This window comes from Luteibacter sp. RCC_6_2 (assembly GCF_041360655.1).
Taxonomy (GTDB): domain Bacteria; phylum Pseudomonadota; class Gammaproteobacteria; order Xanthomonadales; family Rhodanobacteraceae; genus Luteibacter.
This window is the reverse complement of sequence record NZ_JBFUPQ010000008.1, coordinates 182,398-208,151: the sequence shown is the minus strand read 5'-3', so window position 1 is coordinate 208,151 and position 25,754 is coordinate 182,398. Positions and strand designations below refer to the sequence as shown.

At 65.7% G+C, this 25,754-nt stretch carries 26 protein-coding genes; 17 read left to right on the top strand and 9 right to left on the bottom strand.

What is annotated here, in order from left to right; translation table 11 throughout:
- The first annotated feature begins 19 nt into the window (after positions 1-19).
- Complete coding sequence (locus AB6730_RS11190; RefSeq protein ID WP_371023679.1) at positions 20-1,048, top strand: alpha/beta fold hydrolase; 1,029 nt, start codon at positions 20-22, stop codon at positions 1,046-1,048.
- Between the two features lie 26 nt (positions 1,049-1,074).
- On the opposite strand, the gene AB6730_RS11185 is transcribed toward AB6730_RS11190, so the two are convergent.
- Complete coding sequence (locus AB6730_RS11185; protein ID WP_371023678.1) at positions 1,075-1,485, bottom strand: DUF4156 domain-containing protein; 411 nt, start codon at positions 1,483-1,485, stop codon at positions 1,075-1,077.
- Between the two features lie 81 nt (positions 1,486-1,566).
- A complete protein-coding gene (locus tag AB6730_RS11180) occupies positions 1,567-4,476 on the bottom strand; it encodes a M16 family metallopeptidase (protein ID WP_371023677.1) in 2,910 nt (969 codons plus the stop codon).
- A gap of 387 nt (positions 4,477-4,863) precedes the next feature.
- On the opposite strand from AB6730_RS11180, the gene AB6730_RS11175 reads away from it, so the two are divergent.
- From AB6730_RS11175 to AB6730_RS11140, 8 genes are all read left to right on the top strand, one after another.
- On the top strand, positions 4,864-5,058 hold the full coding sequence (locus AB6730_RS11175) for a hypothetical protein (protein ID WP_371023676.1): 195 nt from the start codon (positions 4,864-4,866) through the stop codon (positions 5,056-5,058).
- Between the two features lie 7 nt (positions 5,059-5,065).
- Positions 5,066-5,539 (top strand): tRNA (cytidine(34)-2'-O)-methyltransferase, encoded by a 474-nt coding sequence (locus AB6730_RS11170; RefSeq protein ID WP_371023675.1) that lies wholly within the window; start codon positions 5,066-5,068, stop codon positions 5,537-5,539.
- A 35-nt stretch (positions 5,540-5,574) separates the two neighbouring features.
- On the top strand, positions 5,575-6,243 hold the full coding sequence (locus AB6730_RS11165) for an SCP2 domain-containing protein (RefSeq protein WP_371023674.1): 669 nt from the start codon (positions 5,575-5,577) through the stop codon (positions 6,241-6,243).
- Positions 6,240-7,889, top strand: coding sequence for a ubiquinone biosynthesis regulatory protein kinase UbiB (ubiB, locus tag AB6730_RS11160; protein ID WP_371023673.1), 1,650 nt, complete (start codon positions 6,240-6,242; stop codon positions 7,887-7,889). The genes AB6730_RS11165 and ubiB overlap by 4 nt, the downstream gene beginning before the upstream one ends.
- A 5-nt stretch (positions 7,890-7,894) precedes the next feature.
- On the top strand, positions 7,895-8,614 hold the full coding sequence (locus tag AB6730_RS11155; RefSeq protein WP_371023672.1) for a pseudouridine synthase: 720 nt from the start codon (positions 7,895-7,897) through the stop codon (positions 8,612-8,614).
- Between the two features lie 52 nt (positions 8,615-8,666).
- Positions 8,667-9,089, top strand: coding sequence for an alternative ribosome rescue aminoacyl-tRNA hydrolase ArfB (arfB, locus tag AB6730_RS11150; protein ID WP_371023671.1), 423 nt, complete (start codon positions 8,667-8,669; stop codon positions 9,087-9,089).
- Complete coding sequence (locus AB6730_RS11145) at positions 9,086-9,673, top strand: 1-acyl-sn-glycerol-3-phosphate acyltransferase (RefSeq protein ID WP_371023670.1); 588 nt, start codon at positions 9,086-9,088, stop codon at positions 9,671-9,673. The genes arfB and AB6730_RS11145 overlap by 4 nt, the downstream gene beginning before the upstream one ends.
- A gap of 140 nt (positions 9,674-9,813) precedes the next feature.
- Positions 9,814-10,272 (top strand): hypothetical protein, encoded by a 459-nt coding sequence (locus tag AB6730_RS11140; protein ID WP_371023669.1) that lies wholly within the window; start codon positions 9,814-9,816, stop codon positions 10,270-10,272.
- A gap of 3 nt (positions 10,273-10,275) precedes the next feature.
- Here AB6730_RS11140 and AB6730_RS11135 read toward each other — a convergent pair whose 3' ends face one another.
- A complete protein-coding gene (locus tag AB6730_RS11135; RefSeq protein WP_371023702.1) occupies positions 10,276-11,193 on the bottom strand; it encodes a LysR family transcriptional regulator in 918 nt (305 codons plus the stop codon).
- 256 nt (positions 11,194-11,449) lie between these two features.
- Between AB6730_RS11135 and aceB the strand changes: the two genes are divergently transcribed.
- Positions 11,450-13,048, top strand: coding sequence for a malate synthase A (gene aceB / locus AB6730_RS11130; RefSeq protein WP_371023668.1), 1,599 nt, complete (start codon positions 11,450-11,452; stop codon positions 13,046-13,048).
- A gap of 25 nt (positions 13,049-13,073) precedes the next feature.
- Positions 13,074-14,363 (top strand): isocitrate lyase, encoded by a 1,290-nt coding sequence (gene aceA, locus AB6730_RS11125; RefSeq protein WP_371023667.1) that lies wholly within the window; start codon positions 13,074-13,076, stop codon positions 14,361-14,363.
- 443 nt (positions 14,364-14,806) lie between these two features.
- Here the strand turns inward: aceA and AB6730_RS11120 are convergent, their stop codons facing one another.
- Positions 14,807-16,306, bottom strand: a complete 1,500-nt coding sequence (locus AB6730_RS11120) for a YifB family Mg chelatase-like AAA ATPase (RefSeq protein WP_371023666.1) — start codon at positions 16,304-16,306, stop codon at positions 14,807-14,809.
- A gap of 173 nt (positions 16,307-16,479) precedes the next feature.
- A complete protein-coding gene (locus AB6730_RS11115; protein WP_371023701.1) occupies positions 16,480-16,731 on the bottom strand; it encodes an accessory factor UbiK family protein in 252 nt (83 codons plus the stop codon).
- Positions 16,732-16,910: 179 nt separating this feature from the next.
- On the opposite strand from AB6730_RS11115, the gene glnK reads away from it, so the two are divergent.
- On the top strand, positions 16,911-17,249 hold the full coding sequence (gene glnK / locus AB6730_RS11110) for a P-II family nitrogen regulator (protein ID WP_371023665.1): 339 nt from the start codon (positions 16,911-16,913) through the stop codon (positions 17,247-17,249).
- Positions 17,250-17,270: 21 nt separating this feature from the next.
- Here the strand turns inward: glnK and AB6730_RS11105 are convergent, their stop codons facing one another.
- Together AB6730_RS11105 and gpmA are read right to left on the bottom strand one after the other, a co-directional pair.
- Complete coding sequence (locus tag AB6730_RS11105; protein ID WP_371023664.1) at positions 17,271-17,801, bottom strand: DUF1453 domain-containing protein; 531 nt, start codon at positions 17,799-17,801, stop codon at positions 17,271-17,273.
- A 126-nt stretch (positions 17,802-17,927) separates the two neighbouring features.
- Positions 17,928-18,662: a 2,3-diphosphoglycerate-dependent phosphoglycerate mutase gene (gpmA, locus tag AB6730_RS11100; protein ID WP_371023663.1), complete on the bottom strand. Its 735-nt coding sequence runs from the start codon at positions 18,660-18,662 to the stop codon at positions 17,928-17,930.
- A 160-nt stretch (positions 18,663-18,822) separates the two neighbouring features.
- Between gpmA and AB6730_RS11095 the strand changes: the two genes are divergently transcribed.
- Positions 18,823-19,473, top strand: coding sequence for a hypothetical protein (locus AB6730_RS11095; protein WP_371023662.1), 651 nt, complete (start codon positions 18,823-18,825; stop codon positions 19,471-19,473).
- A gap of 6 nt (positions 19,474-19,479) precedes the next feature.
- On the opposite strand, the gene hemF is transcribed toward AB6730_RS11095, so the two are convergent.
- Positions 19,480-20,382 (bottom strand): oxygen-dependent coproporphyrinogen oxidase, encoded by a 903-nt coding sequence (hemF, locus tag AB6730_RS11090; RefSeq protein ID WP_371023661.1) that lies wholly within the window; start codon positions 20,380-20,382, stop codon positions 19,480-19,482.
- Between the two features lie 96 nt (positions 20,383-20,478).
- Complete coding sequence (locus AB6730_RS11085) at positions 20,479-21,189, bottom strand: ElyC/SanA/YdcF family protein (RefSeq protein WP_371023660.1); 711 nt, start codon at positions 21,187-21,189, stop codon at positions 20,479-20,481.
- Positions 21,190-21,303: 114 nt separating this feature from the next.
- Here AB6730_RS11085 and AB6730_RS11080 point away from each other — a divergent pair, with 114 nt between their 5' ends.
- Genes AB6730_RS11080 through AB6730_RS11065 form a run of 4 tightly spaced genes read left to right on the top strand, consistent with a single transcriptional unit; the run spans position 21,304 to position 25,695 of the window.
- The gene (locus AB6730_RS11080) at positions 21,304-22,506 is read left to right on the top strand and encodes a beta-ketoacyl-[acyl-carrier-protein] synthase family protein (RefSeq protein ID WP_371023659.1); all 1,203 of its coding nucleotides are present in this window, start codon (positions 21,304-21,306) and stop codon (positions 22,504-22,506) included.
- Positions 22,503-23,303: a beta-ketoacyl synthase chain length factor gene (locus tag AB6730_RS11075; RefSeq protein WP_371023658.1), complete on the top strand. Its 801-nt coding sequence runs from the start codon at positions 22,503-22,505 to the stop codon at positions 23,301-23,303. Before AB6730_RS11080 ends, AB6730_RS11075 begins: the two co-directional genes overlap by 4 nt.
- Complete coding sequence (locus AB6730_RS11070) at positions 23,300-24,070, top strand: glycosyltransferase family 2 protein (protein ID WP_371023657.1); 771 nt, start codon at positions 23,300-23,302, stop codon at positions 24,068-24,070. The genes AB6730_RS11075 and AB6730_RS11070 overlap by 4 nt, the downstream gene beginning before the upstream one ends.
- Before the next feature lie 29 nt (positions 24,071-24,099).
- On the top strand, positions 24,100-25,695 hold the full coding sequence (locus AB6730_RS11065; RefSeq protein ID WP_371023656.1) for an NAD(P)/FAD-dependent oxidoreductase: 1,596 nt from the start codon (positions 24,100-24,102) through the stop codon (positions 25,693-25,695).
- Positions 25,696-25,754 lie beyond the last annotated feature (59 nt).

Genomic DNA, 25,754 nt, shown 5'->3' with positions numbered 1-25,754 from the left:
TCATCTATAGGGGAATCGTATGCGCAAGGCCCTCGTCATGACGGCCAGTGGGGTTTTGTCGCTGGCCGTGCTGCTCCTTGTCGCAGGTGCGACCTACAACCGGCTCGCGCTGAGCAAGCAACGGGCCGCCGCGCACACTCCTGGCGAGATATACAAAGTCGGCGGCTACGACGTGCACGTCTATTGTCTCGGGACAGGGTCTCCCGCGATCGTCTTGAGCACCGGCCTGGGCGACGATTTCACGACATGGCTGAAGGTTCAGCCGGCGCTGGCGAAAGTCACGCGGGTCTGTTCATTCGACCGCAGCGGCTTTGGGCTGAGCCATATGACGCCGGGGCCGCATGACGCGGACACGCTCGCGGCGCAACTGCACGATCTGGTCGGTGCCATCGGTGTCGATAAGCCGTTCGTGCTCATCGGCCACTCGATATCGGGCCTGTACCTGCGTAGTTATGCAAGGCAATACATGAGTGACCTGGCCGCCCTGGTTTTCATCGACGGCGCCACGCCCCTTCAGGATGACCGCGTACCGAAGTCCCTGGTCGCCATCCAGGACGACCAACGGGCCCGGATGCCCTGGCAGAAATTCCTGATGACCGTCGGGTGGTATCGCTTGCACGGTGATTGCTCCAGCGTGCCCGTCGGCTTCGAGGCTTACAGCGCGATCATCCAGGCGAACAACTGCGATCCGGCACAGTTCGACGCGCTCGAAGCGGAACTCGACGCCGTACGACGGTCCGGCGAAGAGACACATCATGTGGGTCCCTTCCCTAGCCTGCCCATCTTGATTCTTTCGAGGGACCCGGCATCCATGCCGTCGAACTGGCCGGCGGATGTCGCGAAGGCAAACTCGCTGGTATGGGACCAGATGCAGGAGGAGAGCAAACAGCTGTCACCGCTATCCCGTCGGATCATCGCGAAAGGCAGCGACCATTACATCCACGTGGACCGGCCGGAGCTGGTCGTGCGGGAAGTCACGTCGCTCGTTGAAGCACTCCGCCAGGGAAAGGTGGCGTATTCGCAGGACGAGCCGACTGTCGAGGAATGAGGAACGGCGCACGTGGCGCCGCCGGATCAGTTCTTCAGCGGAACGGTTTCGAAGCCGCCCTGCGGGGCCGTGTTCTGCGGCGGGGGCGACTGGGTGTTGTTGCCGCGCGCAGGCTCCACGGCGCGGCTGCCGCAGCTATAGGCACCCCACGGCTGGGACCCTTCGGTGGGTTCCGCGAGCGGCTTGATCGTGTCGGCACCCATCTTTGCCGCCTCGTTGCGAGCCAGCACTTCGAGTTCATCGCGGACCTTCAGATCGCTGCGGTCGACGGGGCCGACCCGATTCATGACCGACACCGTGACCTTGCCCTGCTCCTTGCAGCTGCCGACATCGCCGTTCCAGGCGGTGCGCACGTTGCGCGCGCCATCGTCGAGCTTGATGCCCCAGGTACAGGCCGAGAGGGCGAGAGGAACGAGAAGGACGAAGGCTTTGCGCATGGGGGAACTCCGGGGAAACGACGAGGCATATGCTAACGGATGCCGGCGAGGGCGCGATTCGTTCACGCCCTCGCCGACGCTTTACTTACTTTCCGACGATGCGGCCGGGGCGCCGTGGGCCTTGCCCGTCGAAGCGCTGGCGTGGCTGGCCTTCACCGGATTGCCATCGGCATCGACCACGTGCACCTCGCCAAGGTTCAACGCACGCACGGGTGCCTCGATCTTGCGCAGGTCGCCGACGATGACCCAGGTCAGCGCATCGGGCCGTATGACGGCCGCGAGCGCGTCCTCCGCCGCCTTGCGATCGACGCCTTCGATACGTGATTTGAGCGTCTGCACGTAATCGTCGGGCCGGTCGTAGACGACGATGCCGGTCATGGCGCCGAGCACCGCGCCGGTGGTCTCGAAGCTACCCGGGAGGGCACGGACACGCTGGGCGCGGATCTTCGCGATCTCGTCGTCGGTCAATGGTTTCGGCCCGATCACCGCCTTGGCTTCCTTGAGGATTTCCGCGGCCGATTCCGCCGTCTTGTCGGTCTGGACCGGTGCGTAGAACAGCATCGGGCGCTGGCCCTGGGCATCGGAAAGCATGCTTCCGGCGCCATAGGCCCAGCGCTTCTCCTCACGCAGGTTCATGTTGAGCCGCGAGGTGAAGGTGCCGCCGAACGCGCCGTTGGCGATGCCGAGGTCGATGGCGTTCTTCGCCTTCGTGGAGGGAGCGAGCAAACCGGCGAGGATGAGCGACTGCGGTGCGTCGGTGCGGTTGATCAGGAACACGCGTGGCTTCGCCTGCGCGGCGACCTGGCCGATGTTTTTCTTCGGTACCGCGGATGCGGGTGACGTCCAGTCGCCGAAGACGGCATCGAGCTGGGGCAGGATCTGCGCCAGCGTCGTGTCGCCCGCGACCAGGATGCGCACGTTGTCCGGGCGCAGGTAGTCACGCTGGAAGGTGGCGAGGTCATCCGCCGTCAACGAAGCGATGGCCTTCTCGGTACCGCTGCCGGTGAACGGAATGCCATAGGCATGGTCCTTGCCGTAGAGCAGCGGCGGAAGCGTGCGCAGCGCCAGCCCCGTCGGTTCGGTCTTTTCCTGCGCGATGCCGGCCAACCACTGGCCACGGACGCGCTCGATATCGTCCGACTTGAACGCCGGGTGGCGGACGATGTCGGCGAACAGGTCGAGCGACGGCTTCAATTCCGAGTTGAGCGCGTTGAGACCCACCCCACAGGTATCCAGCGAGCAACTGGAACTGACGAAGGCACCGAGACGCTCCTTGCGACGGGCGACCTCGACCGAATCCAGCGTCTTGGTGCTTTCCTCGATCAGGGAGGACGTGAAGCTGGCCGTGCCGAGCTTGCGGCCCTGGTCGGCCGCATAGCCGGCATCGAACAGCAACTGCACCTGCGTGACCGGCACCGTGTGGCGCTCGGCCAGCACCACTTCGATCCCGTTCTTGAGCTTGCCGCGCTGCAGCTGCGGAAAGACGAGATCGGGGAAGCTCGTGACCGGCGGGACGCCCTTGGAGCGATCCACCGCGGATTTCGCCACGGCATACGATTTGGCGGGCGGCGTGACCGCGGCGGGGCGTCCCTGTGCGGGACCCAGCGCCGTGACCGCCTTGTCTTCCGCGGCAGGATCGAAACCCGGCGCGGCGGGGAGGACGGTGAGCGTGTAATCGCCCTTGGTCAGCCATGTCTTCGTGGCGGAAAGCACGGAGGCCACGGTGGCCGCCTGCGCCCGCGCGAGATCCTTCTTGTAGGCCTCCGGATCGTCACGGTACACCTGGCCCTCGGCCAGGATCACCGCCTTGCCGCTCGACCCGCCGACCTTTTCCAGGCCACGGACGAAGCTGGCCCGGTTGGCGACCTTGGCGCGGACGAGTTCGTCGTCGGTGGGGCCGTGGGCGAGGAATTCCTTCCACACGTCGGCCACCGCGGCCTCGACCTTCGCCGGATCGACGCCGTTCTTCACATCGACGGTCAGTTGCACCTGGCTGGCGAGCGCGAACGGCGCGATGCCCAGGCTGACGTCATCGGCGAGCTTGTCCTGGTAGACGAGGCGCTGGTAGAGACGGGAGGTCTTGCCGCCGCCGAGCGCGGTCGTCGCGAGGTCGAGCTGGATGGCATCGTCGCTGCCCAGCTGCGGCACGATCCACGTGCGCACGATGCGCGTCTGCGCGACCTGGTCGTGCTGGACGCCACGCGTGGACGTCGTCAGCGGCGTGATCCACGGCTGTTGGCGCGGCACCGGCGGCCCAGCCGGAATGTCGCCGAAGTATTCCTCGGCCTTCGCCTTCGCCTGGGCGACGGTGATGTCGCCGGCGAGCACGAGCGTGGTGTTCGCCGCGCCGTAGTAATCGTGGAACCACTTCTTCACGTCGGCCAGTGAGGCGGCGTCGAGATCCGCCATGGAACCGATCGTGTCGTGATGATATGGGTGGTTCGCGGGGTACGTATTGACCAGGACGTTTTCATCCACGCGGCCATACGGCCGGTTTTCGTCCTGCCGCTTCTCGTTCTGCACGACGCCGCGCTGGGTATCCAGTTCCTTCTGCCCGATCGCGCCGAGCAGGTGACCCATGCGGTCCGATTCCATCCACAGCGCCATGTCGAGCGCCGTGGTGGGCACGGTTTCGAAGTAGTTCGTGCGATCGAACCACGTGGTGCCGTTCATGTCGGTGGCGCCGGCCCGTTCGAAAGGCTGGAAGTAGGTGCCCTTGCGGTTTTCCGATCCGGAGAACATCAGGTGCTCGAACAAGTGGGCGAACCCGGTCTTGCCCGAGGGCTCGTCCGCGGAGCCCACGTGGTACCAGATGCTGACCGCGACGACGGGCGCCTTGTGGTCCTCGTGGACGACCACGGTGAGGCCGTTGGGCAGCTGGAAACGCGTGTAGGGGATGTCGGGAATCGCGTCGGACGACGCGGGGGCCGCAGTGGCGGCACCGACCAGGGAAATCAGCCCTGCGGCAAGCAGGGCGAAGGGACGCTTCATGTACGGCTCCTCAGGGGCCTTCGTGGCCTCGATCCCGGTGAGGCTAGCCCGCGCCGTCCTCCTGGCGCAATCGGCCCTCGGACAGGGTGCGGACGGTGTCCGCTTACGGGTGGTCAGTGTCCGCGGACAGGAAAGGATCAGAGGCCCACCTGACAAACCTCATGCGAATCAGCTGATTGCGCGCTCTTAAAGACTGGCACGGCGTTTGCGTTACTAGTCCTGCCAAGCCGGGTGGCTTTCGACCCGACGCCAGATGAGGAGAACGCCATGAAGTACGAAATGCTGATGCTCCGCAGCCTGCTCGTCACCTCGATGCTGATCTGCGGCCTCACCCTCGCACAGATGTTCTGAACCCTTCGAATAACCATGAATCAAGGCATATACACCATGAAACACGAACTCCTGATGCTGCGCAGCCTGCTGGTCGCCTCCCTGGTCGTCTGCGGCCTGATCCTCGGCAACATGCTGACCTACACCGGCAACCCCATCCAGCTCGCCAGCGTCGGCACGGCCGTCAGCGCGACGGCGACCGCTTGCGCGCTGCCGCCCGATGGCATCGTCTGCCCTCGCGCGGCCTCATAATGGGGACATGCCCCACGTCATCCTGTTCCGACCCGAGATACCGCCCAATACGGGCAACGTGATTCGCCTGTGCGCCAATACCGGCGCGGCTTTGCACCTGGTGCGACCGCTTGGCTTCGAGCTGGACGACACCCGATTGCGCCGCGCCGGGCTGGATTACCACGAGTTCGCCCGAGTGGCCGTGCACGACGACCTCGACGCCTGCCTCGCCGCCATCGGCCATCCCCGCGTCTTCGCTTTCTCGACACGCGGCCGCCACCTGCATACCGATGTGGCCTTCGCCCAGGACGATGCCTTCCTTTTCGGATGTGAGACGGCGGGCCTGCCCGACGACGTGATCGATGGCATCCCGGAAGCCCAGCGCATTCGCCTGCCGATGCGACCGGGGAACCGCAGCCTCAACCTTTCCAACGCGGTCGCCGTGGCGGTATTCGAAGCCTGGCGCCAGGCCGGTTTCGAAGGCGCGACACCGCAGGCCTGACGAACGGCGGGTACGGGCAAGCTACAATCCGGCGCATGACCTCCGATCGCCCTGCGGCCGACGCCGGCCCCAACCGCTTCCTGCCCCGCCCGCTGCGCGTCCTCGCCGGACGAGCCATGGAGTCCGCGCTCAACCGCGCCGTGGACCTCGACCCGGACACCCGGGCACGCCTCGACGTGCTCGATGGCCGCAGCGTCCAGGTGTACCTCACGGGACCGGGGCTGGCCCTGCGCATCTCCGTCGAGAAGGGCGGCCTCCGGGTCGGCCCGCCGGAGGACGGTGGCAGTCTCCGGGTCACCGCGTCGCCCGGCAGCTTGCTGGCCATGGCCTTGCGCCGCGACGACGACGGCGTGGCACCCGGCAAGGTGGACATCGCGGGTGACGCCGAGCTGGCCCGCCGGCTCGAACGCCTGGCGCGGCAGTACGCGCCCGATGTCGAGGAGGCATTCGCGAAAACCTTCGGCGACGTGATCGGCGTGCCATTGGCGAAGGCCATGCGCGAGGCACTCGGCCATGCCCGCGAGTCCGCCGCCCATCTCACGGAAGACGCCGCGGACTGGCTGCGCGACGAAGGCCGCGTGGCGGTGGCGCCCGCCGAGATGGACGTCTTCCTCGATGGGGTGGATACCATCCGTGAACGTGCCGAGCGCGCGGAAGCACGCCTTGCGCGCCTGGAGCGCGCCTTGAAGGGACGCGGCGCATGACGTCGCTGCGGCTCGTTCCCCGCCTGCTGCGCGTCGCCGCGGTCCTGCTGAAGTATCAGCTCGACGAACTCGTCGACGGAGCCCATCTCTTCCGCCCCCTGAAGCTGGTCCGGCCGCTTTTCCCGAAACCCTCCGCCGACGTGCGCAGCCTGCCGCGTGGCGCGCGCCTGCGACTCGCGCTCACCGAGCTCGGCCCGATCTTCGTGAAGGCTGGTCAGGTACTGTCGACGCGCCGCGATCTCGTGCCGGCCGATGTCGCCGATGAACTCGCGCTGTTGCAGGACCAGGTGCCGCCCTTTCCCGGCACCGAAGCGCGCGCCATCGTCGAGCGCGAACTCAAGGCGCCGGTCACCGTGCTGTATGCCTCGTTCGACGAGGTCGCGCTGGCGTCCGCTTCGATCGCCCAGGTGCACGCGGCCACCTTGCACGACGGCCGCGAGGTCGTGGTGAAGGTGCTGCGTCCCGGTATCGACAAGCGCATCGCCCGCGATGTCGACCTGCTGCACGCACTCGGCGGGCTGGCCCAGCGCTGGCATCCGAACGCGGACAAGATCCGTCCGCTCGAAGTCGTCGCCGAAGTGGAGAAGATGCTCTCGAACGAGCTCGACCTCCAGCGTGAAGGCGCGAGCGCCAGCCTGCTGCGGCGCAACTTCGCCAGTGGTGTCGATCTCTACGTGCCGGAAGTGCATTGGGACTTCAGCACGGAACGCGTACTCACGCTGGAGCGCGTGCACGGCGTGAGCGCGGACGACGTCGTCGCGATCGACGAGGCCGGTCTCGACCGCAAGCGCCTCGCCGCCAAGGGCGTCCGCTTGTTCTACGAGCAAGTCTTCCGCGACAACTTCTTCCACGCCGACGCGCATCCCGGCAACATCTGGGTCGACACGTCGCGCGTGGACGAGCCACGCTTCATCGCGCTCGACTTCGGCATCATGGGCTCCCTGCCGGAAGCGGACCAGTACTGGCTCGCTGAGAACTTCATCGCGCTGTTCGAGCGGGATTACGCGCGCATCGCGCAACTGCACGTGGCGGCGGGATGGATGCCGGCCACCGTCCGCATCGATGAACTCGAAGCAGCCGTGCGCACGGTGTGCGAACCGTATTTCACCCGGCCGCTCGCGCAGATCTCCATCGCGGAACTCGTCGTGAAGCTGTTCCAGACCGCCCGACGTTTCGAACTCACGCTGCAGCCGCAACTGATCCTGTTGCAGAAGACCCTGCTCAACATCGAGGGCGTGGGACGCATGCTCGACCCGGAAATCGACATCTGGGCCGTGGCGCACCCGGTCTTGCGGCGCATCCTGCGCGAGCGTTACAGCATGCGCGCCACGCTGCGCGACGTGCGGCGCCGCCTGCCGGAATGGGTCCACAGCGCGCCACGCATGCCGGAACTGGTGCGCGACGCCCTGCGCCAGGTGGCCAGTGGCGAGCATCGACAGGTGGCCGATCCCCTGGCGCTGGCCGTGGCTCGCGAAGACGCGCGGCGGATGCGCCGGCTCGTGGCCTGTAGCTTGCTGGGCGCCACGCTCCTGGTTTCCGCCGCCCTGGTCGGGACGCTCGCGCCGCGCGGCATGTGGCCAGCCGTGGTCGCCGGAGTGGCGGGGCTCACCTCCTTCGCTGCCGGCTGGCCGCGTCGCACTCCCTGACCGCCGTGCTCGAGATCCTCTACCAGGACGACGACATCGTCGCCGTCAACAAACCCGCGAACCTGGCCGTGCACCGCTCGAAGTTCGTGGGTCCGGACGATGCCTTCCTGATCGATCTTCTGCGCGAGCAGGTGGAGGGACGCCTGCACCTGGCGCATCGCCTCGACCGTGCCACCTCCGGCGTGCTCCTGGTCGCGCGCTCTCCCGAAGTGGCGGGCCAACTCGGCGAACAATTCATGGGCCGCAGCGTGCGCAAGCGCTACCTCGCCGTGGTGCGTGGGTGGCCGGAGCCGGAGGAAGGGACGGTGGACTACCCCCTGCCCGGTTCGCGCGATACCGGCCCACGGCGTGATGCCAGCACCGACTATCGACGCCTTGCCACGGTCGAGGTCGACATTCCGCTGGGGCGCTACGAAAAGCAACGCTATGCACTCGCGGCGGCGGAGCCGCGTACGGGCCGGTTCCGGCAGATCCGCAAGCACTTCGCCCACATCCATCATCCGATCGTCGGCGACAGCCAGCATGGACGCGGCGATCACAACCGGCTTTTCAAGCAACACTTCGCCTCGCGCCGGCTGCTGTTGCACGCCACCGCCCTGTCGTTCACGCATCCGGTGGATGGCAGGCCGGTGACGCTGCAAGCCGGCCTGGACGAGACATGGCTCAAGCTGCTTCAGCGCTTCGCATGGACCGACGCCTTCGCGAACTGGCGCGACGCCCTGTAAAATCGCGCCGCAGCATGCCAGGCGCCGTACCGCTGCTAGACTTCGTCCCGCCATGCTCATCGTCACTCCCTCCATCGCCATTCCCGACGCCGAGTTGATCGAGCGCTTCACGCGTGCCGACGGCCCTGGCGGGCAGCATGTCAACCGCACCGAAAGCGCGGTGGAGTTGCGCTTCGACGTGGCCGGCTCCCCCTCGCTCCCCGATGAGGTCCGCGCCCGCCTGCTGGCACGCCGCGACCGCCGCATGACCGACGCCGGCGTCCTGGTCATCCAGGCACGGCGGTTCCGCGACCAGGCACGCAACCGTGACGACGCCCGCGACCGTCTCGCGGATATCGTGCGCGAGGCCACGGTCGTGGCGAAGAAGCGCGTGGCGACGAAACCGACGCGCGCATCCAAGGAACGACGGCTCACCGGCAAGACCCAGCGCGGCCAGGTGAAGCGCACGCGGTCGCGCGACTGGAGCCACGAGTGATCGGGGTTCCCGAGCGACTTCCGCCCCAGGTGCCGTCACTGCCCGACTCGCTGTGGAAACGCTCCTGCCGCTGGGCGATCGGCCTGAGTGGATGGCGCCTCGTCGGCGAGTTGCCCAACCTGCCCAAGGTCGTGCTTATCGGCGCACCGCATTCGTCTTATTGGGACGGCGTGTGGGGCCTGCTGATGAAATCGGCGATCGGCCTCGACCTGGGCGTGATGATCAAGCGCGAGGTTCTCAACGGCCCGTTCGGCCCCATCGTGCGCCGCCTCGGCATGATCCCCATCGACCGCTCCGCGGCGACGAACGTCGTGGACCAGATGGTCGAGCGTTTCGCCACGCACGACAAGATGTGGCTGGGCATCGCACCCGAGGGAACACGCAAGGCAGTGAAGCAGTGGAAGTCCGGCTTCCTTCGCATCGCCCGTGCTGCCGACGTGCCTATCCAGACCGTCTTCATCGATTATCCGACGAAGACGTTCACGGTGGGACCGCTGGTGAATGCCAGTGCGGACATCGAGGTCGATCTCGCCTCCATTCGTGCGCTGTTCGCCGGGTATCGCGGGAAGCACCGCGGCGTTTGATGTTCTGACGCACCAACCCCACGGGGAAGAAAGGCGAGATAGCTTTTAGTACTTCAACTACTCGACACGCTGCACATTCCTGACAGCACCTGACTGTTCTATACGGGACGCTCGCTATCCACTTTTAGCGAGTGCGTTTCATGATCATTCCGTCATGGCTCGGTCGATTTGATACTCCGCCAGCGAAAGTCGACGTACTTGGCAAGGTCGGCCAGCATCGCTGTGACCCGGTGCGTCTTTCGTGGAGTCTTCCTGGTCCGGTGAAGCAGTCGCTCAAGCAAATGGATCTGACGCGCGTGCGTCCTTCGGAATTGGTTGTAATCGCTTCGGCACTTCGTAAAGAGGGCCTGATGTCCAGGACCGCGTTAGACAAAATCAAGGAATTCACACTCGATGTTCATGGTAAGCCCGGGCCAGATCTTCCGTTCAATTTTTTGGACGAGGTACGCCAAGGTCTTACCGTTGCGAAAGCCATGTCGCGTGAACAAGCGGACTTCAGTCCTGAACGGTTGTACGCGGAGTTTGCAATGAGTGCCCGTGGCCTGAATTATCTGGCGGCGGCCATCAAGGGAATACGCCCGATTGATATCTATGCATAAGAGTCAGCGTTCCGAATGCCCCGACTCGTCGTAATCGCGATGCGTCAGCAAACCGGGACGAATCAGGTCGATGAACGCACGCGCCTCGGGGCTGAGGAACTTGCCCTTGCGCATGACGACACCATAGCTGCGCTGGGGAAAGAACTGGCGCAGGTTGCGTACGGCCAGGCGCTCACGGTCGGCTTCCGTGATGCAGATGCCTGTGACGATGGATATGCCCAGTCCCATCGCCACGTACTGTTTGATCACGTCCCAGCCACCTACCTCGATCGCCACGGTGTAGGGCACGTGCCGTTGCTGGAACACCATGTCGACCAGTCGAAACGTGGTCAGCCGCTGGGGCGGAAGGATCAACCCGTACGGTGAGAGGTCCTCCAGGCGGATGTTGTCGAGCGCGGCGAGCGGATGATCCGGTGGCATGATCAGCATCGGGTCGTAGTGATACACCGGTGCCCATGCGATGTCGTTCGGCACATCGAGCATCGAGCCGATGGCGATGTCCGCTTCGTCCGCGCGCAACAAGGCAAGGCCGTCCTTGCCCGTGACGTTGGCCAGTTGCAGGTGCACCGACGGGTGACGCTCGCGGTAGGCCTTCACCAGTTCGGGCAGCAGGTATTGGATGGTGGACGAGCCCGCCGCCACGGTGAGCTTCCCGCCTTGGGAACCGCGAGTCTTCGTGTGGAACTCGCGATCCAGGTTCTCGAGACCTTCGACAAGCGGACGGGCCATTTCGTAGAGCGCCTCTCCGGCGTCGGTAAGGGTGACGCGACGGCGGGTTCGTTCCAGGAGCGGAGCTCCCAATTCCCGCTCTAGCGCCTTCAGCTGCAAGCTCACGGATGGCTGAGACAGGAACAGCGCCTCCGCGGCACGGCTGAGGGTGCCCAACCGCGTGATGTAGACGAAAGCCCGCAACTGCTTCAGGCGGTTGCCCTTGTAGTAGAAGCGGGCGGCGGTATCGCTTCCAGAGTCGGTAGCCCGCGTCTTGTCGCCGCGCGAGCGCTTCGTGGCCTTTTCACTGGTGGTATTCAGCTTCTTTGCCACCGATAACTCCAACTTGTTCAAGTATTTACCATATTCATTAACATTGTTAATGCTTCTCTTTGAAACATATGCTTTGTCAAAAGCATAGCCCCGGGCCTAGCGTGGATACCAGACCCACGTCCGGAGGCTCATTCCCATGGCAGTTCCCAAGATCGCGATCGACCCGCAGGCCGGCATCCGCTTCGGCGACGAGAGCGGCGCCTACAGCGACATCCTGACCCCCGCCGCCATCACTTTCGTGGCCGGACTCCATCGCCGCTTCGACGGCCGCCGCCTCGCCCTTCTGGCGGAACGGGTGGCCCGGCAGCAGCGGTACGACGCTGGCGAGTTGCCGGACTTCCGCGCGGATACCGTGGCCATTCGAGAAGGCGACTGGTCAGTCGCTCCCATCCCTCCTGCACTCCGCGATCGCCGCGTGGAAATCACGGGACCGGTCGAACGCAAGATGATCATCAACGCGCTGAACTCCGGCGCCAGGGTGTTCATGGCGGACTTCGAGGATTCGAGCGCCCCTACCTGGGCCAACCAGATGGACGGTCAGCGCAACCTTCGCGACGCAGTGGACGGCAGCATCGAGTTCACCAACACCGAAGGAAAGGTGTATCGCGTAGGCAAGGACCCCGCCGTGCTGGTGGTGCGTCCGCGGGGTTGGCACCTGCCGGAGCGCCACGCGGAAGTCGACGGCGACGTGGTCGCCGGTGCCCTGGTGGATTTCGGCCTGTACGCGTTCCATAACGCGACTACGCTCCACGAGCGTGACCGCGGCCCCTACTTCTACCTGCCGAAGCTGCAGAGCATGGAGGAAGCCACGCTGTGGAATGACGTGATGTCCCACGCGGAGGCGGAGCTGGGCCTTCCCTACGGAACGATGAAGGCCACGGTGCTCATCGAAACATTGCCTGCCGTATTCCAGATGGACGAGATCCTGCACGCGTTGCGCGATCGCGTCGTCGGCCTCAACTGCGGGCGTTGGGACTACATCTTTTCCTACCTCAAGACGTTCCGTAACCATCCCGACCGCCTGCTCCCCGAACGTGGGCAAGTCGTGATGACCGTGCCCTTCCTCAAGGCGTACTCGGAGTTGCTGATCCGCACCTGTCACCGCCGCGGTGCGTTCGCGATGGGCGGCATGGCCGCACAGATACCGATCCGCGGCGACGAGGCGGCGAACGAGGCGGCGATGGCGAAGGTTCGCGCGGACAAGCTGCGCGAAGTCACCGCCGGCCACGACGGCACATGGGTGGCACACCCGGCCCTGGTTCCCATCGCGCAGGCGATCTTCGACGAGCACATGCCGACACCGAACCAGTTGCATGTGCTGCGCGAGGATGTCGAGGTGACCCGCGACGCCTTGATCGCACCCGCCATCGGCACGATCACGCGGCAAGGTTTCGATAACAACGTCGAGGTGTGCCTGCGCTACACCGCCGCCTGGCTGGAAGGCCTCGGCTGCGTGCCGATCCACCACCTGATGGAAGACGCCGCCACCGCCGAGATCGCCCGCGCGCAGTTGTGGCAATGGCTGCATCACGGCCCGCTGGAGTTCAGTGATCACGCGCACATCGACATGGCCTTGTTCGACCACGCCCTGGCGACGCATTGCCATCGCCTGCGCGAAAGCAGCCAACCTGGTGCCGGTCGCGCGGAGGAAGCCGCAGCGCTGATCTCCGCGCTCACCCATGCCGACGAACTACGCGACTTCCTCACCCTGCCCGCCTACGAACACCTGGCTTGAAGCCTTCTTTCCACGGAGCCCTACGATGAAGACGCATACCGCCGAACAGATCACGCTCGATTGGAAGAACAACGAACGCTGGAGCAATGTCGAGCGCCCCTACACCGCCGAGGACGTGATCCGCCTGCGCGGCACGGTCCAGGTCGAGTACACGCTTGCCCGGCGCGGGGCCGAGCGACTGTGGCGTTCCATCCACGACAAACCCTACGTCAACGCACTCGGTGCGCTGACGGGCAACCAGGCGATGCAGCAGGTGAAGGCTGGATTGCAGGCCATCTACCTGTCCGGCTGGCAGGTGGCCGCCGACGCGAACACGGCGGGTACGATGTATCCCGACCAGTCGCTGTATCCGGTCGACTCGGTGCCCAACGTCGTCCGCAAGATCAATAAGACCCTCTTGCGCGCCGACCAGATCCACCATGCCGAAGGCAAGGACAACATCGATTGGCTCGTGCCGATCGTCGCGGACGCGGAAGCGGGCTTCGGCGGCGTGTTGAACGCGTACGAGTTGATGACCCACATGATCGAGGCCGGTGCCGCCGGCGTGCATTTCGAGGACCAGCTCGCCAGCGCGAAGAAGTGCGGTCACATGGGTGGCAAGGTGCTGGTGCCGACGCAGGAAGCGGTGCAGAAACTGGTCGCCGCCCGTCTGGCCGCCGACGTGGCGGGCGTGCCCACGCTGATCGTGGCGCGTACCGACGCGATGGGTGCAGGTTTGGTTACCTCGGATGTCGACGATTACGACAAACCCTTCCTCACCGGCAAGCGCACGGTCGAAGGCTTCTATGAGAGCCAGCAGGGCATCGAGCAGGCAATCAGTCGTGGGCTGGCCTATGCACCGTACGCGGACCTGATCTGGTGCGAGACCGCGACGCCGGACATGGAACAGGCGCGCCGCTTCGCCGATGCCATCCATGCGAAGTTCCCCGGCAAGAAGCTTGCCTACAACTGTTCACCGAGCTTCAACTGGAAGAAGAACCTGGACGAAAAAACCATCGCCACTTTCCAGAAGCAGTTGGGCGAGATGGGCTACGCCTTCCAGTTCATCACCCTTGCCGGCTTCCACGCGCTCAACTATTCGATGTTCCAGCTGGCACGCGGCTACCGTGATCGCCAGATGGCAGCCTACGTCGAGTTGCAGGAAGCGGAATTCGCGGCGGAGAAGGACGGATACACGGCCGCCAAGCACCAGCGCGAGGTCGGTACCGGGTATTTCGACACGGTGAACCAGGTGATCTCGGGCTCCCTGAGTTCGCTTTCGGCACTCAGCGGGTCGACCGAGGAAGAGCAGTTCCATCCCGCCTCGGCAGCCTGAGAGCAGGCCAGAAAGTAAAAATCGGCCAGCGCCAAGGAGGCGGGCCGATCCGGGCAACGGGTGGAATGCCGAAAGAAGAAAGGCCGGGTCCCGGTGTTGGAGCGGGGGGAGGGAGGGGTATCCAACACCGGGACGGGGCGGGCAGCCCATTAGAGAACCGCCTGGTACAGAATTCTCCGCTCGACCCCACTATTTGTCAACCCGTCAGTACATGAAATAAGTATTAACTCTTACGGGGGAGTCTTGGCCTCGAGCTTGCAATGCATCGCCACGCACTTCTTATTTGGCGACGATTCGATCTGGCGGACCGCGCTCTTCCGGAAAGTGGTCAAATATGTCTCCTCCCTCGAACCACACATCCACTCGATAGATGGGCGTGCGCTTTAAGGACCGGGCATTCAAACGTAAGCCGTCCCCGTGAGGCACACGCGTTACCGACCGTATCAGAACCGCCGGTAATGCAACGCTTCCGCCAGATGCGCCTGCTCAACGCAGCCACTGCCACCCTCGATATCCGCGATCGTCCGCGCCACGCGCAAGATGCGGTGATAAGCACGCGCGGACGCGCCGAGTTTGTCCAGCGCACTTTCCAACCACTCGCGCTCCGCCGAAGGCAGTGCGCAATCGCGTTCGAGGTTGACCACGCTCAATTCGGAATTCGGCTGGCCGGCGCGCAGCAAGGCTTTCTCGCGCGCCTTGATCACACGCTGCCGCACCGTGGCGCTGTCGTCGTCATGAGGGCCGGGGGCGGACGAAAGTTCCACGATGGCGACGCGCGGCACTTCCACGCAAAGATCGATGCGATCGAGCAGCGGACCGGAGATGCGGCCACGGTAACGCTGCACCTGGTCCGGCGTGCAACGGCATTCATGCAGGGGATCGCCCGCGTAGCCGCAGGGACAGGGATTCATCGCTGCGACGAGTTGGAACTCCGCCGGGAAAGTCGATTGCCGCGCGGCGCGTGAAATGACGATTTGCCCCGACTCCAATGGCTCCCGCAACACCTCGAGGACATGCCGGCTGAATTCGGGAAGCTCATCGAGGAACAGCACGCCGTTGTGCGCAAGTGATATCTCGCCGGGGCGCGGCGACGAGCCGCCGCCCACGAGCGCCACGCCCGATGCCGTGTGGTGCGGCGACCGGAACGGACGCCGGCGCCAGCAACCGGGATCGATCTCGTCGCCCGACAATGAGCGGACGGCGCAACTTTCCAGCGCCTCGGATTCCGTCATCGGCGGAAGGATGCCGGGCAGGCGTTCCGCGAGCATGGTCTTGCCCGTGCCCGGTGGCCCGATCAGCAACAGATGATGGCGGCCCGCGGCGGCGATCTCCAGGGCGCGTCGCGCCTGGTACTGGCCACGCACATCGCGCATGTCCGGGCCACAGGTCGGCATGTCGTAGAAGTCGGCGGCCGCGGGCGCGGTGAGGTCCGTGTGGCCGCTCAGCCAGGCGCACACCTCGGCAAGGCTGTCGGCAAGGAGGACGTCGCCCTCCCCGATGAGCGCGGCCTCGGCGGCATTCGCACGCGGCACCACGATGCGGCGGCCGCAGCGGCGAGCGCGGATCAGGGCCGGGAGGATGCCCGGGACGGCACGAAGCTCGCCGGAAAGGGCGAGCTCGCCCAGGAATTCACAATCGTCGAGACGCTCGCGCGGCACCTGGGACCCGGCCGCAAGGATGCCGAGGGCGATGGCGAGATCGAAGCGGCCACCGTCTTTCGGCAACTCCGCCGGAGCGAGGTTCACCGTGATGCGGCGGTTGGGGTATTCGAAGGCGGTGTTCTGGATCGCCACGCGCACGCGATCGCGCGCTTCACGGACCGCCGCTTCAGGCAGGCCGACGATGGAGGTGGATGGCAAACCGCCGGAGAGGTGGACTTCGACGACCACCTGGGGCGCCGTGACACCTTCCTGCGCGCGCGAAAGGGTGACGGCGAGGCTCATGACGACGAATATCGTAACCGGTAACGAATCGCGCGAGAACGCGACCGTTCATGATCCTGAGGGGATCCGGTTCGCATACGCACTCCCTTGCGTTCGCTGGGAAAATAACCGCCCCCGACCGCTCTCGGGGTGAGGGTGACGGATCGGGGGCGGTCCCGGGACCTGTGGCCTTCCTATTGGCCGTGCTGCGTGCTTGCTTCGAGCTCTGCAAGCCGTTGTTCCAAGGCTTCCAGCCTTTCGCGCGTACGAGCCAGAACCTGGTTCTGAACATCGAATTCTTCGCGGGTTACGAGATCGAGGCGGCGAAGTCCCTGCGCCAGAATGTCTTTGAAGTTGGCCTGCATGTCCTCACGCGCTTGCGCCAACCCTGGCGGAACCAACGATGCCAACCGCTGTGCGAGTTGATCGATACCCTGCACATCCATCTTGCGCACCTCGATGTCGTGGATGAATTCTAAGTGATGGAATTGTAGGCGCTATAGGCGTTCGCCCACACGTCGTGTAGGGTTTTTCCTACAAGCCACCGTATGGAGACGATCCGGGACCCGGATGGCACAATGGTCTTTCGCGCGCCGGCGGCCGGCCGCGCCCCGAGGAGTCATACATGAAGCTGGTGGTCGCCATCATCAAGCCGTTCAAGCTGGACGACGTCCGCGAGGCCCTCGCCGACGTGGGCGTCCAGGGGGTGACGGTGACGGAAGTGAAGGGTTTCGGCCGGCAGAAAGGCCATACCGAGCTCTATCGGGGCGCCGAGTACGTGGTCGACTTCCTGCCCAAGATCAAGCTGGAGGTCGCCGTGGCCGACGAGCAGATCGAGCGGGTGGTCGAAGCGATCCAGCAGGCGGCGCGGACGGGCAAGATCGGCGACGGCAAGATCTTCGTCAGCCCGCTGGACCAGGTGGTGCGGATCCGCACCGGCGAACTGGACAACGACGCCCTCTGACCGAGGGCGCCCCGGGCGGCATCAGGCCGCCTGCCACTGCCGCTTGTGGCGGCGGTGATGGATCAAGACGCCAGCGTAGTAGGCCAGGTAATAACCCACGGTCAGGCCCACCACCAGCATCGTCAGCGGGCTGTTTCCCGGGGCCGGTCCCGGCGCGGCCGCGGCGGTACCGCTGGCGAACGCGGGGGCGAGCACCAGGAACCGCCAGGCCAGCCGCCCGAGCAGCAGGGCCGACAACACGCCTCCGACCCAGGGATTGGGTATGTAGAAGTCGGTACCGTCGCTGCCCTGCTCGAACCGGGTCAGGCGCAGGCCGACCAGGAGGGCCAGGGAAGCACCGATCGCCGCCCCGCCCAAGGCACCCTCGGCGAGCCGGATGTCCTGCAGGCCGGAGAGCATCATCAGGCCCACGATGACGGCGAACATGACGACCCGGACGGTCATCCGCTTCGTGCGGATCGGCTGCCTGCCGAAGCTTCCACGGACACGGCGATAGATGGCGAAGGCCATCAGCGGGGCGACGATCAGGGGAATGGCGGATGGAGCCAGCATGGCGTGGGCCTCGGTTGGTCGGTGTGAGGCTAGCTTAGCGAGCCGCCATCAGGGTTCGAGGGGCGGTTGTGACCCATCGAGGGTGACGGATGTCACCCTCCTCCCTCACGGGCCCCGGCCGGCGTCTTACTTGGCCTTGCCCTGGTTCGCCACGGCGGCCATCTTGGCCTCGATCTCCGCCTGGTCGCCCAGGTAGTAGTGATTCACGGGCTTGAGGTCGGCGTCGAATTCGTAGACCAGGGGGATGCCGTTGGGAATGTTCAGTTCGGCGATATCGTCGTCGGATATCCCGTCGAAGTACTTCACCAACGCGCGCATGGAATTGCCGTGCGCGGCCATCAGCACGTTGTTGCCCGCGCGGATGGCCGGCGCCAGCACCTCGTCCCAATAAGGCAGCACACGGGCCACGGTGTCCTTCAGGCATTCCGTCAGCGGGACATCGATGCCCTCGTAGCGGCCGTCGTCGGCGAAGGATTTCGCGCCCGGCTCCAGCGGCGGCGGTGGGGTGTCGTAGCTGCGGCGCCAGACATGCACCTGCTCGTTGCCGTACTTGGCGGCGGTCTCGGCCTTGTTGAGGCCGGTCAGGGCGCCGTAATGACGTTCGTTGAGCCGCCAGTCGGTGACCACCGGGATCCACATCAGGTCCATCTCGTCCTGCACGTGCCAGAGCGTACGCACCGCGCGCTTGAGGTAGGAGGTATGGGCCAGGTCGAAGGTGAAGCCGGCTTCCTTGAGCAGGCGCCCGGCTTCGCGGGCCTCGGCGACGCCCTGTTCGCTGAGGTCGACATCGGCCCAACCGCTGAAGCGGTTCTCGAGGTTCCAGGCCGACTGGCCGTGACGGATCATGACGAGCTTGTACATGGCATCCAACGTGGGAAAGGAAAAATCCGATGGTGGAACCTGCACCGGGACCCGTCAACTTCGCCGGGTGCCCTCCACGCCCCCCGTGCCGTCAGTCACGCTAAACCTTCGCCTGTTCAGGTGCATCCTAGGGGTCCAGTCCACCCGTGGAGTACCACACATGCGCCGTACCCTGATTTCCCTGCTCATCGCCCTTTCCGTTTCCGGCGCGGCCCTGGCCGACGACGACATCAGCAAGGTCAACGGCAGCGCCACGGTCGAGGCCGGCCAGCACGCCGGCGACGTCCATTCGGTCAACGGCTCGGTCCGCATCGGCGACCGCGCGGTCGTGCAGAAGGCCAGCACCGTCAACGGCGCGGTCGAGCTCGGCGAGTCCGCCACGGCCGCGGTCCTGAAGACGGTTAACGGCTCCGTCACGCTGCATGAGCAGGCCAGGGTCACCGACGAGGTGGAGACGGTGAACGGCAAGGTGCGACTCGATCGCGGCGCCGACATCAAGGGCCACCTGTCGAACGTCAATGGCGAGATCTCGCTGGAGCAGGCGCACGTGGGTGGTGGCATCGAGACGGTCAACGCCGATGTCACCATCGGCGAAGGCTCCAAGGTCGAGGGCGGCCTGCTCGTGAAGAAGCCTTCGATGAGCTGGTTCAACAACAACGACCGCAAGCCGAAGATCGTGATCGGCCCGCATGCCGTCGTGCAGGGCTCGCTCACCTTCGAGCGCGACGTCGACCTCTACATCAGCGATTCCGCGACGGTCGGCAAGATCGAAGGTGCCACCGCGAAGAAGTTCTCGGGCAGCGCGCCGTAAGCGCCATCAGATCCAATCGCGCGGCTTCAGGTATTCCTGCAGCCGCGCTTCGGGACTGTCGGCTTCCGGCGCATAGGCGTATTCGAAACGCACGCGCGGCGGCAGGCTCATCAGGATCGATTCGGTACGCCCCCCGGATTGCAGACCGAACAGCGTGCCGCGATCGTAGACGAGATTGAATTCCACGTAGCGGCCGCGGCGGTACAACTGGAATTCGCGCTCACGTTCGCCCCAGGGCATCTCGCGGCGGCGCTCCACGATGGGCAGGTAGGCATCGAGGAAGCCCTCGCCGACGTCGCGGGTGAAGTCCATGCAGCGGTCGAAACCACCCTCGTTGAGGTCGTCGTAGAACAGCCCGCCGACACCGCGTGTCTCCCCCCGGTGCTTCAGATAAAAGTACTCGTCGCACCAGCGCTTGTAGCGCGCGTACACGTCGTCGCCGTACGGCTCGCAGAGATCTTTCGCCACGCCGTGCCAATGGCGCACGTCCTCGTCGAACGGATAAAAGGGCGTGAGGTCGAATCCGCCGCCGAACCACCAGACGGGCTCGGCGCCTTCCTTGGAGGCCTCGAAGTACCGCACGTTCGCATGGGTGGTGGGGATATACGGGTTGCGCGGATGCAAGACGAGCGACACGCCGGTCGCGATGAAACTGCCGCCGACCAGGTCCGGCCGGTGCGCCGTGGCGCTGGGTGGCAGGGGCGATCCGGACACCCGTGAAAAATTGACGCCCGCCTGTTCGAAGATCCCGCCGTCGCGAAGGACGCGCGTGCGCCCGCCACCGCCAGCGAGGCGCGTCCACGCGTCCTCTTCGAAACGAGCCGTCCCGTCGACCGCTTCGATGGCGGCACAGATGCGGTCCTGCAGGCCGCGCAGGAACGATTCGGCAAGGTCGGCTTGTCCGGACATGGAAGGCGTGGCCTCTTACGGGTAGGGAATGTAGCGGAGCTTAGCAAGACGCGGCGACGAGCCTGCTGCGGCACGCCGCCGCGTGGAACCGACGCATCAGGAGATGCGGTCGGCCATACGCCGGTTGCCGGTCAAGGCGGCCCAGCGCATGCCCGTATCGATCCACATGAGGTACCCGGCCTCCATCAGTATCCTCGCGAGATAACGCCGGGTCAGCGGCAAGCGTTCTTCCGCCGCGAGGGGACCGGCATCGAAGCCCAGGCGGTGGGCGAGATAGAGGCAACGGGCGAGGTGATAGCGGCTCGTGACCAACCAGACCCGCGGCAAGGGAACATCGTCGCGCTCACGCAACAACACCCGCGCGTGGCGCAGGTTCTCCAGGGAATCGATGGAGACCTGCTCCAGCAACATCGGCACGTCCGGCGGCCATCCCTCGGCCAACAACCAGCGCTCGCCGGCGTCCGCCTCGCTCATCGTTCCCCCGCTGAAACCGCCGAGCAGGAGCACGCGCTCGGCCTTCCCGACCAACGCATGTTCCCGCACGCGGGCAAGGCGCCCGATGAAATCGGTTTCCGGGTTGTCGTCGACGAGGCGCCGGCCGAAGACGAGCATGGTCCTGCGCTCGGCCACCCGTGCCGGGCTGCGGCCCGCCAGCCAGCAGACACGCGCCAGGTGCGCGGCGTACAGCAGGCCGAGGCTGCCCACGAAAGCGATCGCGGTCACCAGCGCCGCGAGGAGGATGTCGCGGTCACTCAGGTACCGCCAGACACCGCGGCGCAGGATTTTGGGTGCTTGGATACCGGACATGGGGACGATCCCGGGGAGACGCGCAGTCTGCGTATTCCGGGCGCACCGTGCAATCGCCTGAACGCCCGTCCACGTTCACGCGACGCTATCGATCAAAAAGGATAGGCTCGCCGCATGCCCCATCCCATGCCTCCGCTCGCCATCCGCGCGTACACCGCCACCTCCGCCCTCGGCCGCGGCCTCCAGGCCCACGCCGATGCCCTCGCCGCCTCACGCGGCGGCCTGTCGCCCAACGATTTCAGTGTCGCCCCGCTCGACTGCTGGATAGGCCGCGTGGCCGGCGTGGAGGAAGAGCCGCTTCCCGCCGGACTGTCCGACTGGGATTGCCGCAATAACCGGCTGGCCTGGCTGGCCCTCCGCCAGGACGGCTTCGCCGACGCCGTGCGCGCCACGCGCGAGCGCTACGGCAGCGGCCGGGTCGCCATCTTGCTTGGCACCTCGACCGCGAGCATCGGCGCCACCGAGGAAGGCTACCGGCGTCTCGACCACGGACGCATGCCCGCCGACCTGCACCGCCCGGTGCTGCATACGCCCCATTCGCTCGCCGGCTTCGTCGCCGCCGCGTTCGAACTGGAAGGACCGTGCCTCACCGTCGCCACCGCGTGCTCGTCGAGCGCGAAAGTATTCGCCAACGCGGAACGGATGATCCGGTTGGGCCTCGTCGACGCCGCCATCGTCGGCGGTACCGACAGCCTGTGCGATAGCGTGCTGTTTGGCTTCAACTCGCTCGAGCTGGTATCGCCCGACCCCTGCCGGCCGTTCGATGCGCGACGCAACGGCATCTCGATCGGCGAAGCCGCCGGTTTCGCCATCCTGGAACGGGTGACGGAACCGAACGATGCACCGCTCCTGATCGGCTATGGCGAAGCCAGCGACGCACACCACATGTCCACGCCGCATCCGGACGGCCTCGGCGCCGAACTGGCATTGCGCGATGCATTGGCGCGCGCAGGCATCGCCCCGGGCGATGTCGACTACATCAACCTGCACGGCACGGCGAGCCAGAAGAACGACGAAGTCGAGGCCGCGCTCGTGGCACGCACCTTTCCGGCCGATACGCGGGCCAGTTCCACCAAGGGTTTCACCGGCCACACGCTGGGCGCCGCCGGCATCCTCGAAACGGTGCTTACCTTGCTCGCCATGCGCGACGGACGTGTCCCGGGCAACCTCGGTGCGAACGAGCCGGACCCGCTATGCGGACCGCAGATGGCGTGGCGAACCGAAACGCGGGACATCCGCATCGCGCTGAGCAACTCCTTCGGCTTCGGCGGCAACAACGCTTGCCTCGCCTTCGCCCATGCAGGACACGCCGCATGAGCGCCGCGCTGTCGGTCTGGGTGAAGGGCATCGGCTTGTGGGCGCCGGGCGCGTCGGACTGGCATGCGTTCCGGGACATCGTCACCGGCGGCGCCTCCCCTGCCGCCACCGAGCGGCCGATGGCTGACGCCCTGCCACCGAACGAGCGCCGCCGCGCACCCGAAAGCGTATTGCTGGCCGTGGCCGTGGCCGGGCAGGCGATACGCATGAGCGGCCTCGATGCGGCCACCCTGCCCTGCGTGTTCGCCTCCGCCCACGGCGACCAGGTCATCACCGATTACATGTGCGACACACTGGCCCGTGCGCCCGCGGAACTGTCGCCCACGCGTTTCCATAATTCCGTGCACAACGCGCCGGCCGGCTACTGGACCATCGCCACGCACTGCCACGCCAGTTCCAGCGCGATATCCGGTGGTGAAGACGTCTTCGGCGCCGGCTTGCTCGAAGCCGCCACGCTTGCCGTGGCCGACGACCAGGACGTGTTGCTGGCCAGCTACGATATCGCGGGCACCGGTCCCCTCGGCGGCATGACCAGCACCACGGGACCGTTCGCGGTGGCGCTCGTGCTGTCGCCACGGGCCGACGGTGCCGCGGTACGGCTCGCCATCACGCCCGAGCCCGGTAACAGCGGCAGCGAGGCCCTGGGCGACCCCTGGCTGGACGGTATCGCCGCGAGCAATCCATCGGCGCGCTCCATCATCCTCATGCGCGCCCTCGCGCTGACCCGGTCCACCGCCTTGCGTTTGCCGGCCGCGAACGGACTCGATCTCCATATCGACGTGGAGGTTGCCGCGTGAGTGCCTCCGAGCCGCGCTACTGCATCCTGATCCCGTGCCTCAACGAAGAGCGCGCCATCGGCAGGGTCGTCACGGATGCGCTCGCGCTAGGCCTTCCCGTAATCGTCGTCGACGACGGCTCCGACGATCGTACCCCCGACATCGTCGGTGCGATGCCGGTGACCCTGCTCCGCCATGAAACACGTCGCGGCAAGGGCGAAGCCTTGCGTAGCGGTTTTCGCGAGGCTCTCCGCCGCGGCTACGATGCCGTGGTCACCATGGACGGCGATGGTCAGCATCTCGCCTCCGATATCCCCGCCATGCTCGCGGCGAGCCGCCGCTACCCCGGCAGCATCGTCATCGGTGCGCGCCTGCTGCAACGCGAACAACAGCCGCCAGGGCGGCGCCGTGCCAATGCCGTGGCGGACTGGGGCATTTCCTGGGCCTGTGGACGAGCGATCGCGGATACACAGAGTGGGCAGCGGCTGTATCCGAGGGAGACGCTGGACCTGGTCGACCTGCCGGCGGAACATTTCGTCTTCGAGGCCGCCGTCCTCATCACCGCCTGCCGTGAACGCGGCATCGACGTGGTCTCGGTGCCTATCGCTTCGCGTTACCAGGGGGAATTCCGGCTGAGCCATTTCAGCCCGGTACGCGACGTGAGCCGGATCACGCTCTATACGATCGGCCGGATCATCCACTACGGAAACGCCATCGCCAGCTATCGCCGTTCACGTGCGAAGCCTACGATCATCCAGGAACGGGAAGCAGGGCACACGGCATACTGATTCGGGCAACCACGCACGAGGTCGAAACGATGGATCGCACGCCACACGACGCCGTCATCCTTGGAGGGGGCCTTGCCGGGCTCACCCTGGCCCTGCAACTGAAGGGCGCCTATCCCGACATGGACATCGTCGTGCTCGAGCGGCAGGCTCGTCCGCTGCCCGTGGCGGCACACAAGGTGGGCGAGTCCACCGTCGAGATCGCCGCGCACTACTTCGCGGACACGCTGGGACTGCGCGCGCATCTCGAGGACGCGCATATCCGCAAGTTCGGCTTCCGCTTCTTCTTTTCCGAAGGGCGGGACGACCTTGCCGACGTGACCGAACTGGGCGTGAGCGCCGTCCTGCCGACGCCGAGTTACCAGATCGACCGCGGCATCCTGGAAAACTTCCTTGGCGACGAGGCCTGCCGCCGCGGCATCGACTTTCGCGAAGGCGTCACGGTAAGAGGCTTCGACATCGGTGCCGGCACCCAGCCACATACCGTTCGTTTCGAGACGGCCACCGGCACCGGCGACTTGCAGGCGCGCTGGCTGCTCGATGCCTCGGGCCGTGCCGGGCTGATGCGCCGCAAGCTCGATCTCACCCGCGACAATGGCCATCACGCCAACGCCGTATGGTTCCGCATCGACGACAGGCTCGAGATCGATGGCTGGTGCGACGACGCCGCGTGGAAAGGCCGCTGCGAGCCGCCGGAGCGCTGGCGCTCGACGAACCATCTGTGTGGCCCCGGTTATTGGGTCTGGCTGATTCCCTTGTCCTCAGGCGCCCATTCGGTCGGCATCGTGGCGGACGCGTCGATGCATCCGCTGGAAACGATGAAGACCTTCGACCTCGCCCTGGAGTGGCTCCAGGAGCACCAGCCCGTCGTCGCACGCCACGTGGCCAGCCGGCGCGACAAACTGCTCGACTTCGCCTTCTTCCGGCATTTTTCCTACGGCTGCGCGAGGATGTTCTCGCCCGATCGCTGGGGCCTCACGGGTGAGGCCGGTGCGTTCCTCGATCCGTTCTACTCGCCCGGCAGCGATTTCATCGCGATCGCCAATACGTACATCACGCTGCTGGTCGGCCTGGATCGCCAAGGTGAGCAGTTGAACGCGCACGCGCGTCACTATGAACGGCTGTTCTTCTCGTTCTACGAAGGTACGCTGCGGATGTATCGCGGGCAGTACAACCTGTTCGGCGATCCGGAAGTGCTGCCGATCAAGGTCATCTGGGACTATGCCTACTACTGGGGCGTGCTTTGCCAGATCGTCTTCCAGGAACGCCTGGGCGACGCGGCGTTCATCACCCGCATGGGGCCCGAGCTGATGGCATCGGCCGAGCTCAACACCGGGATGCAGGCGTTCTTCCAACGCTGGCACGCCGTATCGGAAGGCCGCAATCGCAAGGTCATGATGGACCAGCGCGACCTGACCTGGTTCGCCACGATGAACGCGACGTTGCACGATACCCTCGACGACGAGACCCTCGCCTACCGCTTGCGCGAGAACGTTCGCATGATGCGTTCGCTGGCGGGGAGCATCGTCGAACGCGCCGCGGTGGATCACCCATCACTCAGGGAAGGCGCCGAGCACCTGCTCGGGGCGCAAGACACGCCCATGGAACTCTTCGACCGCGTCGCCTGAGACGCAGTCGCGATCCGTGAGACGCCCGCCACGCAGACTCTCCTGGTCGGCCCGGAGGG

Bases quoted from the DNA above. Each gene is read 5' to 3' on its own strand.
- AB6730_RS11190 (WP_371023679.1), top strand. From the start codon at position 20: ATGCGCAAGGCCCTCGTCATGACGGCCAGTGGGGTTTTGTCGCTGGCC.
- AB6730_RS11105 (WP_371023664.1), bottom strand. From the start codon at position 17,801: ATGCTGGCTCCATCCGCCATTCCCCTGATCGTCGCCCCGCTGATGGCC.
- AB6730_RS11075 (WP_371023658.1), top strand. From the start codon at position 22,503: ATGAGCGCCGCGCTGTCGGTCTGGGTGAAGGGCATCGGCTTGTGGGCG.
- AB6730_RS11080 (WP_371023659.1), top strand. From the start codon at position 21,304: ATGCCCCATCCCATGCCTCCGCTCGCCATCCGCGCGTACACCGCCACC.
- glnK (WP_371023665.1), top strand. From the start codon at position 16,911: ATGAAGCTGGTGGTCGCCATCATCAAGCCGTTCAAGCTGGACGACGTC.
- AB6730_RS11095 (WP_371023662.1), top strand. From the start codon at position 18,823: ATGCGCCGTACCCTGATTTCCCTGCTCATCGCCCTTTCCGTTTCCGGC.
- AB6730_RS11065 (WP_371023656.1), top strand. From the start codon at position 24,100: ATGGATCGCACGCCACACGACGCCGTCATCCTTGGAGGGGGCCTTGCC.
- AB6730_RS11140 (WP_371023669.1), top strand. From the start codon at position 9,814: ATGATCATTCCGTCATGGCTCGGTCGATTTGATACTCCGCCAGCGAAA.
- AB6730_RS11185 (WP_371023678.1), bottom strand. From the start codon at position 1,485: ATGCGCAAAGCCTTCGTCCTTCTCGTTCCTCTCGCCCTCTCGGCCTGT.
- AB6730_RS11085 (WP_371023660.1), bottom strand. From the start codon at position 21,189: ATGTCCGGTATCCAAGCACCCAAAATCCTGCGCCGCGGTGTCTGGCGG.
- ubiB (WP_371023673.1), top strand. From the start codon at position 6,240: ATGACGTCGCTGCGGCTCGTTCCCCGCCTGCTGCGCGTCGCCGCGGTC.
- AB6730_RS11115 (WP_371023701.1), bottom strand. From the start codon at position 16,731: ATGGATGTGCAGGGTATCGATCAACTCGCACAGCGGTTGGCATCGTTG.
- AB6730_RS11120 (WP_371023666.1), bottom strand. From the start codon at position 16,306: ATGAGCCTCGCCGTCACCCTTTCGCGCGCGCAGGAAGGTGTCACGGCG.
- AB6730_RS11175 (WP_371023676.1), top strand. From the start codon at position 4,864: ATGAAACACGAACTCCTGATGCTGCGCAGCCTGCTGGTCGCCTCCCTG.
- AB6730_RS11165 (WP_371023674.1), top strand. From the start codon at position 5,575: ATGACCTCCGATCGCCCTGCGGCCGACGCCGGCCCCAACCGCTTCCTG.
- gpmA (WP_371023663.1), bottom strand. From the start codon at position 18,662: ATGTACAAGCTCGTCATGATCCGTCACGGCCAGTCGGCCTGGAACCTC.
- AB6730_RS11170 (WP_371023675.1), top strand. From the start codon at position 5,066: ATGCCCCACGTCATCCTGTTCCGACCCGAGATACCGCCCAATACGGGC.
- hemF (WP_371023661.1), bottom strand. From the start codon at position 20,382: ATGTCCGGACAAGCCGACCTTGCCGAATCGTTCCTGCGCGGCCTGCAG.
- aceA (WP_371023667.1), top strand. From the start codon at position 13,074: ATGAAGACGCATACCGCCGAACAGATCACGCTCGATTGGAAGAACAAC.
- arfB (WP_371023671.1), top strand. From the start codon at position 8,667: ATGCTCATCGTCACTCCCTCCATCGCCATTCCCGACGCCGAGTTGATC.
- aceB (WP_371023668.1), top strand. From the start codon at position 11,450: ATGGCAGTTCCCAAGATCGCGATCGACCCGCAGGCCGGCATCCGCTTC.
- AB6730_RS11180 (WP_371023677.1), bottom strand. From the start codon at position 4,476: ATGAAGCGTCCCTTCGCCCTGCTTGCCGCAGGGCTGATTTCCCTGGTC.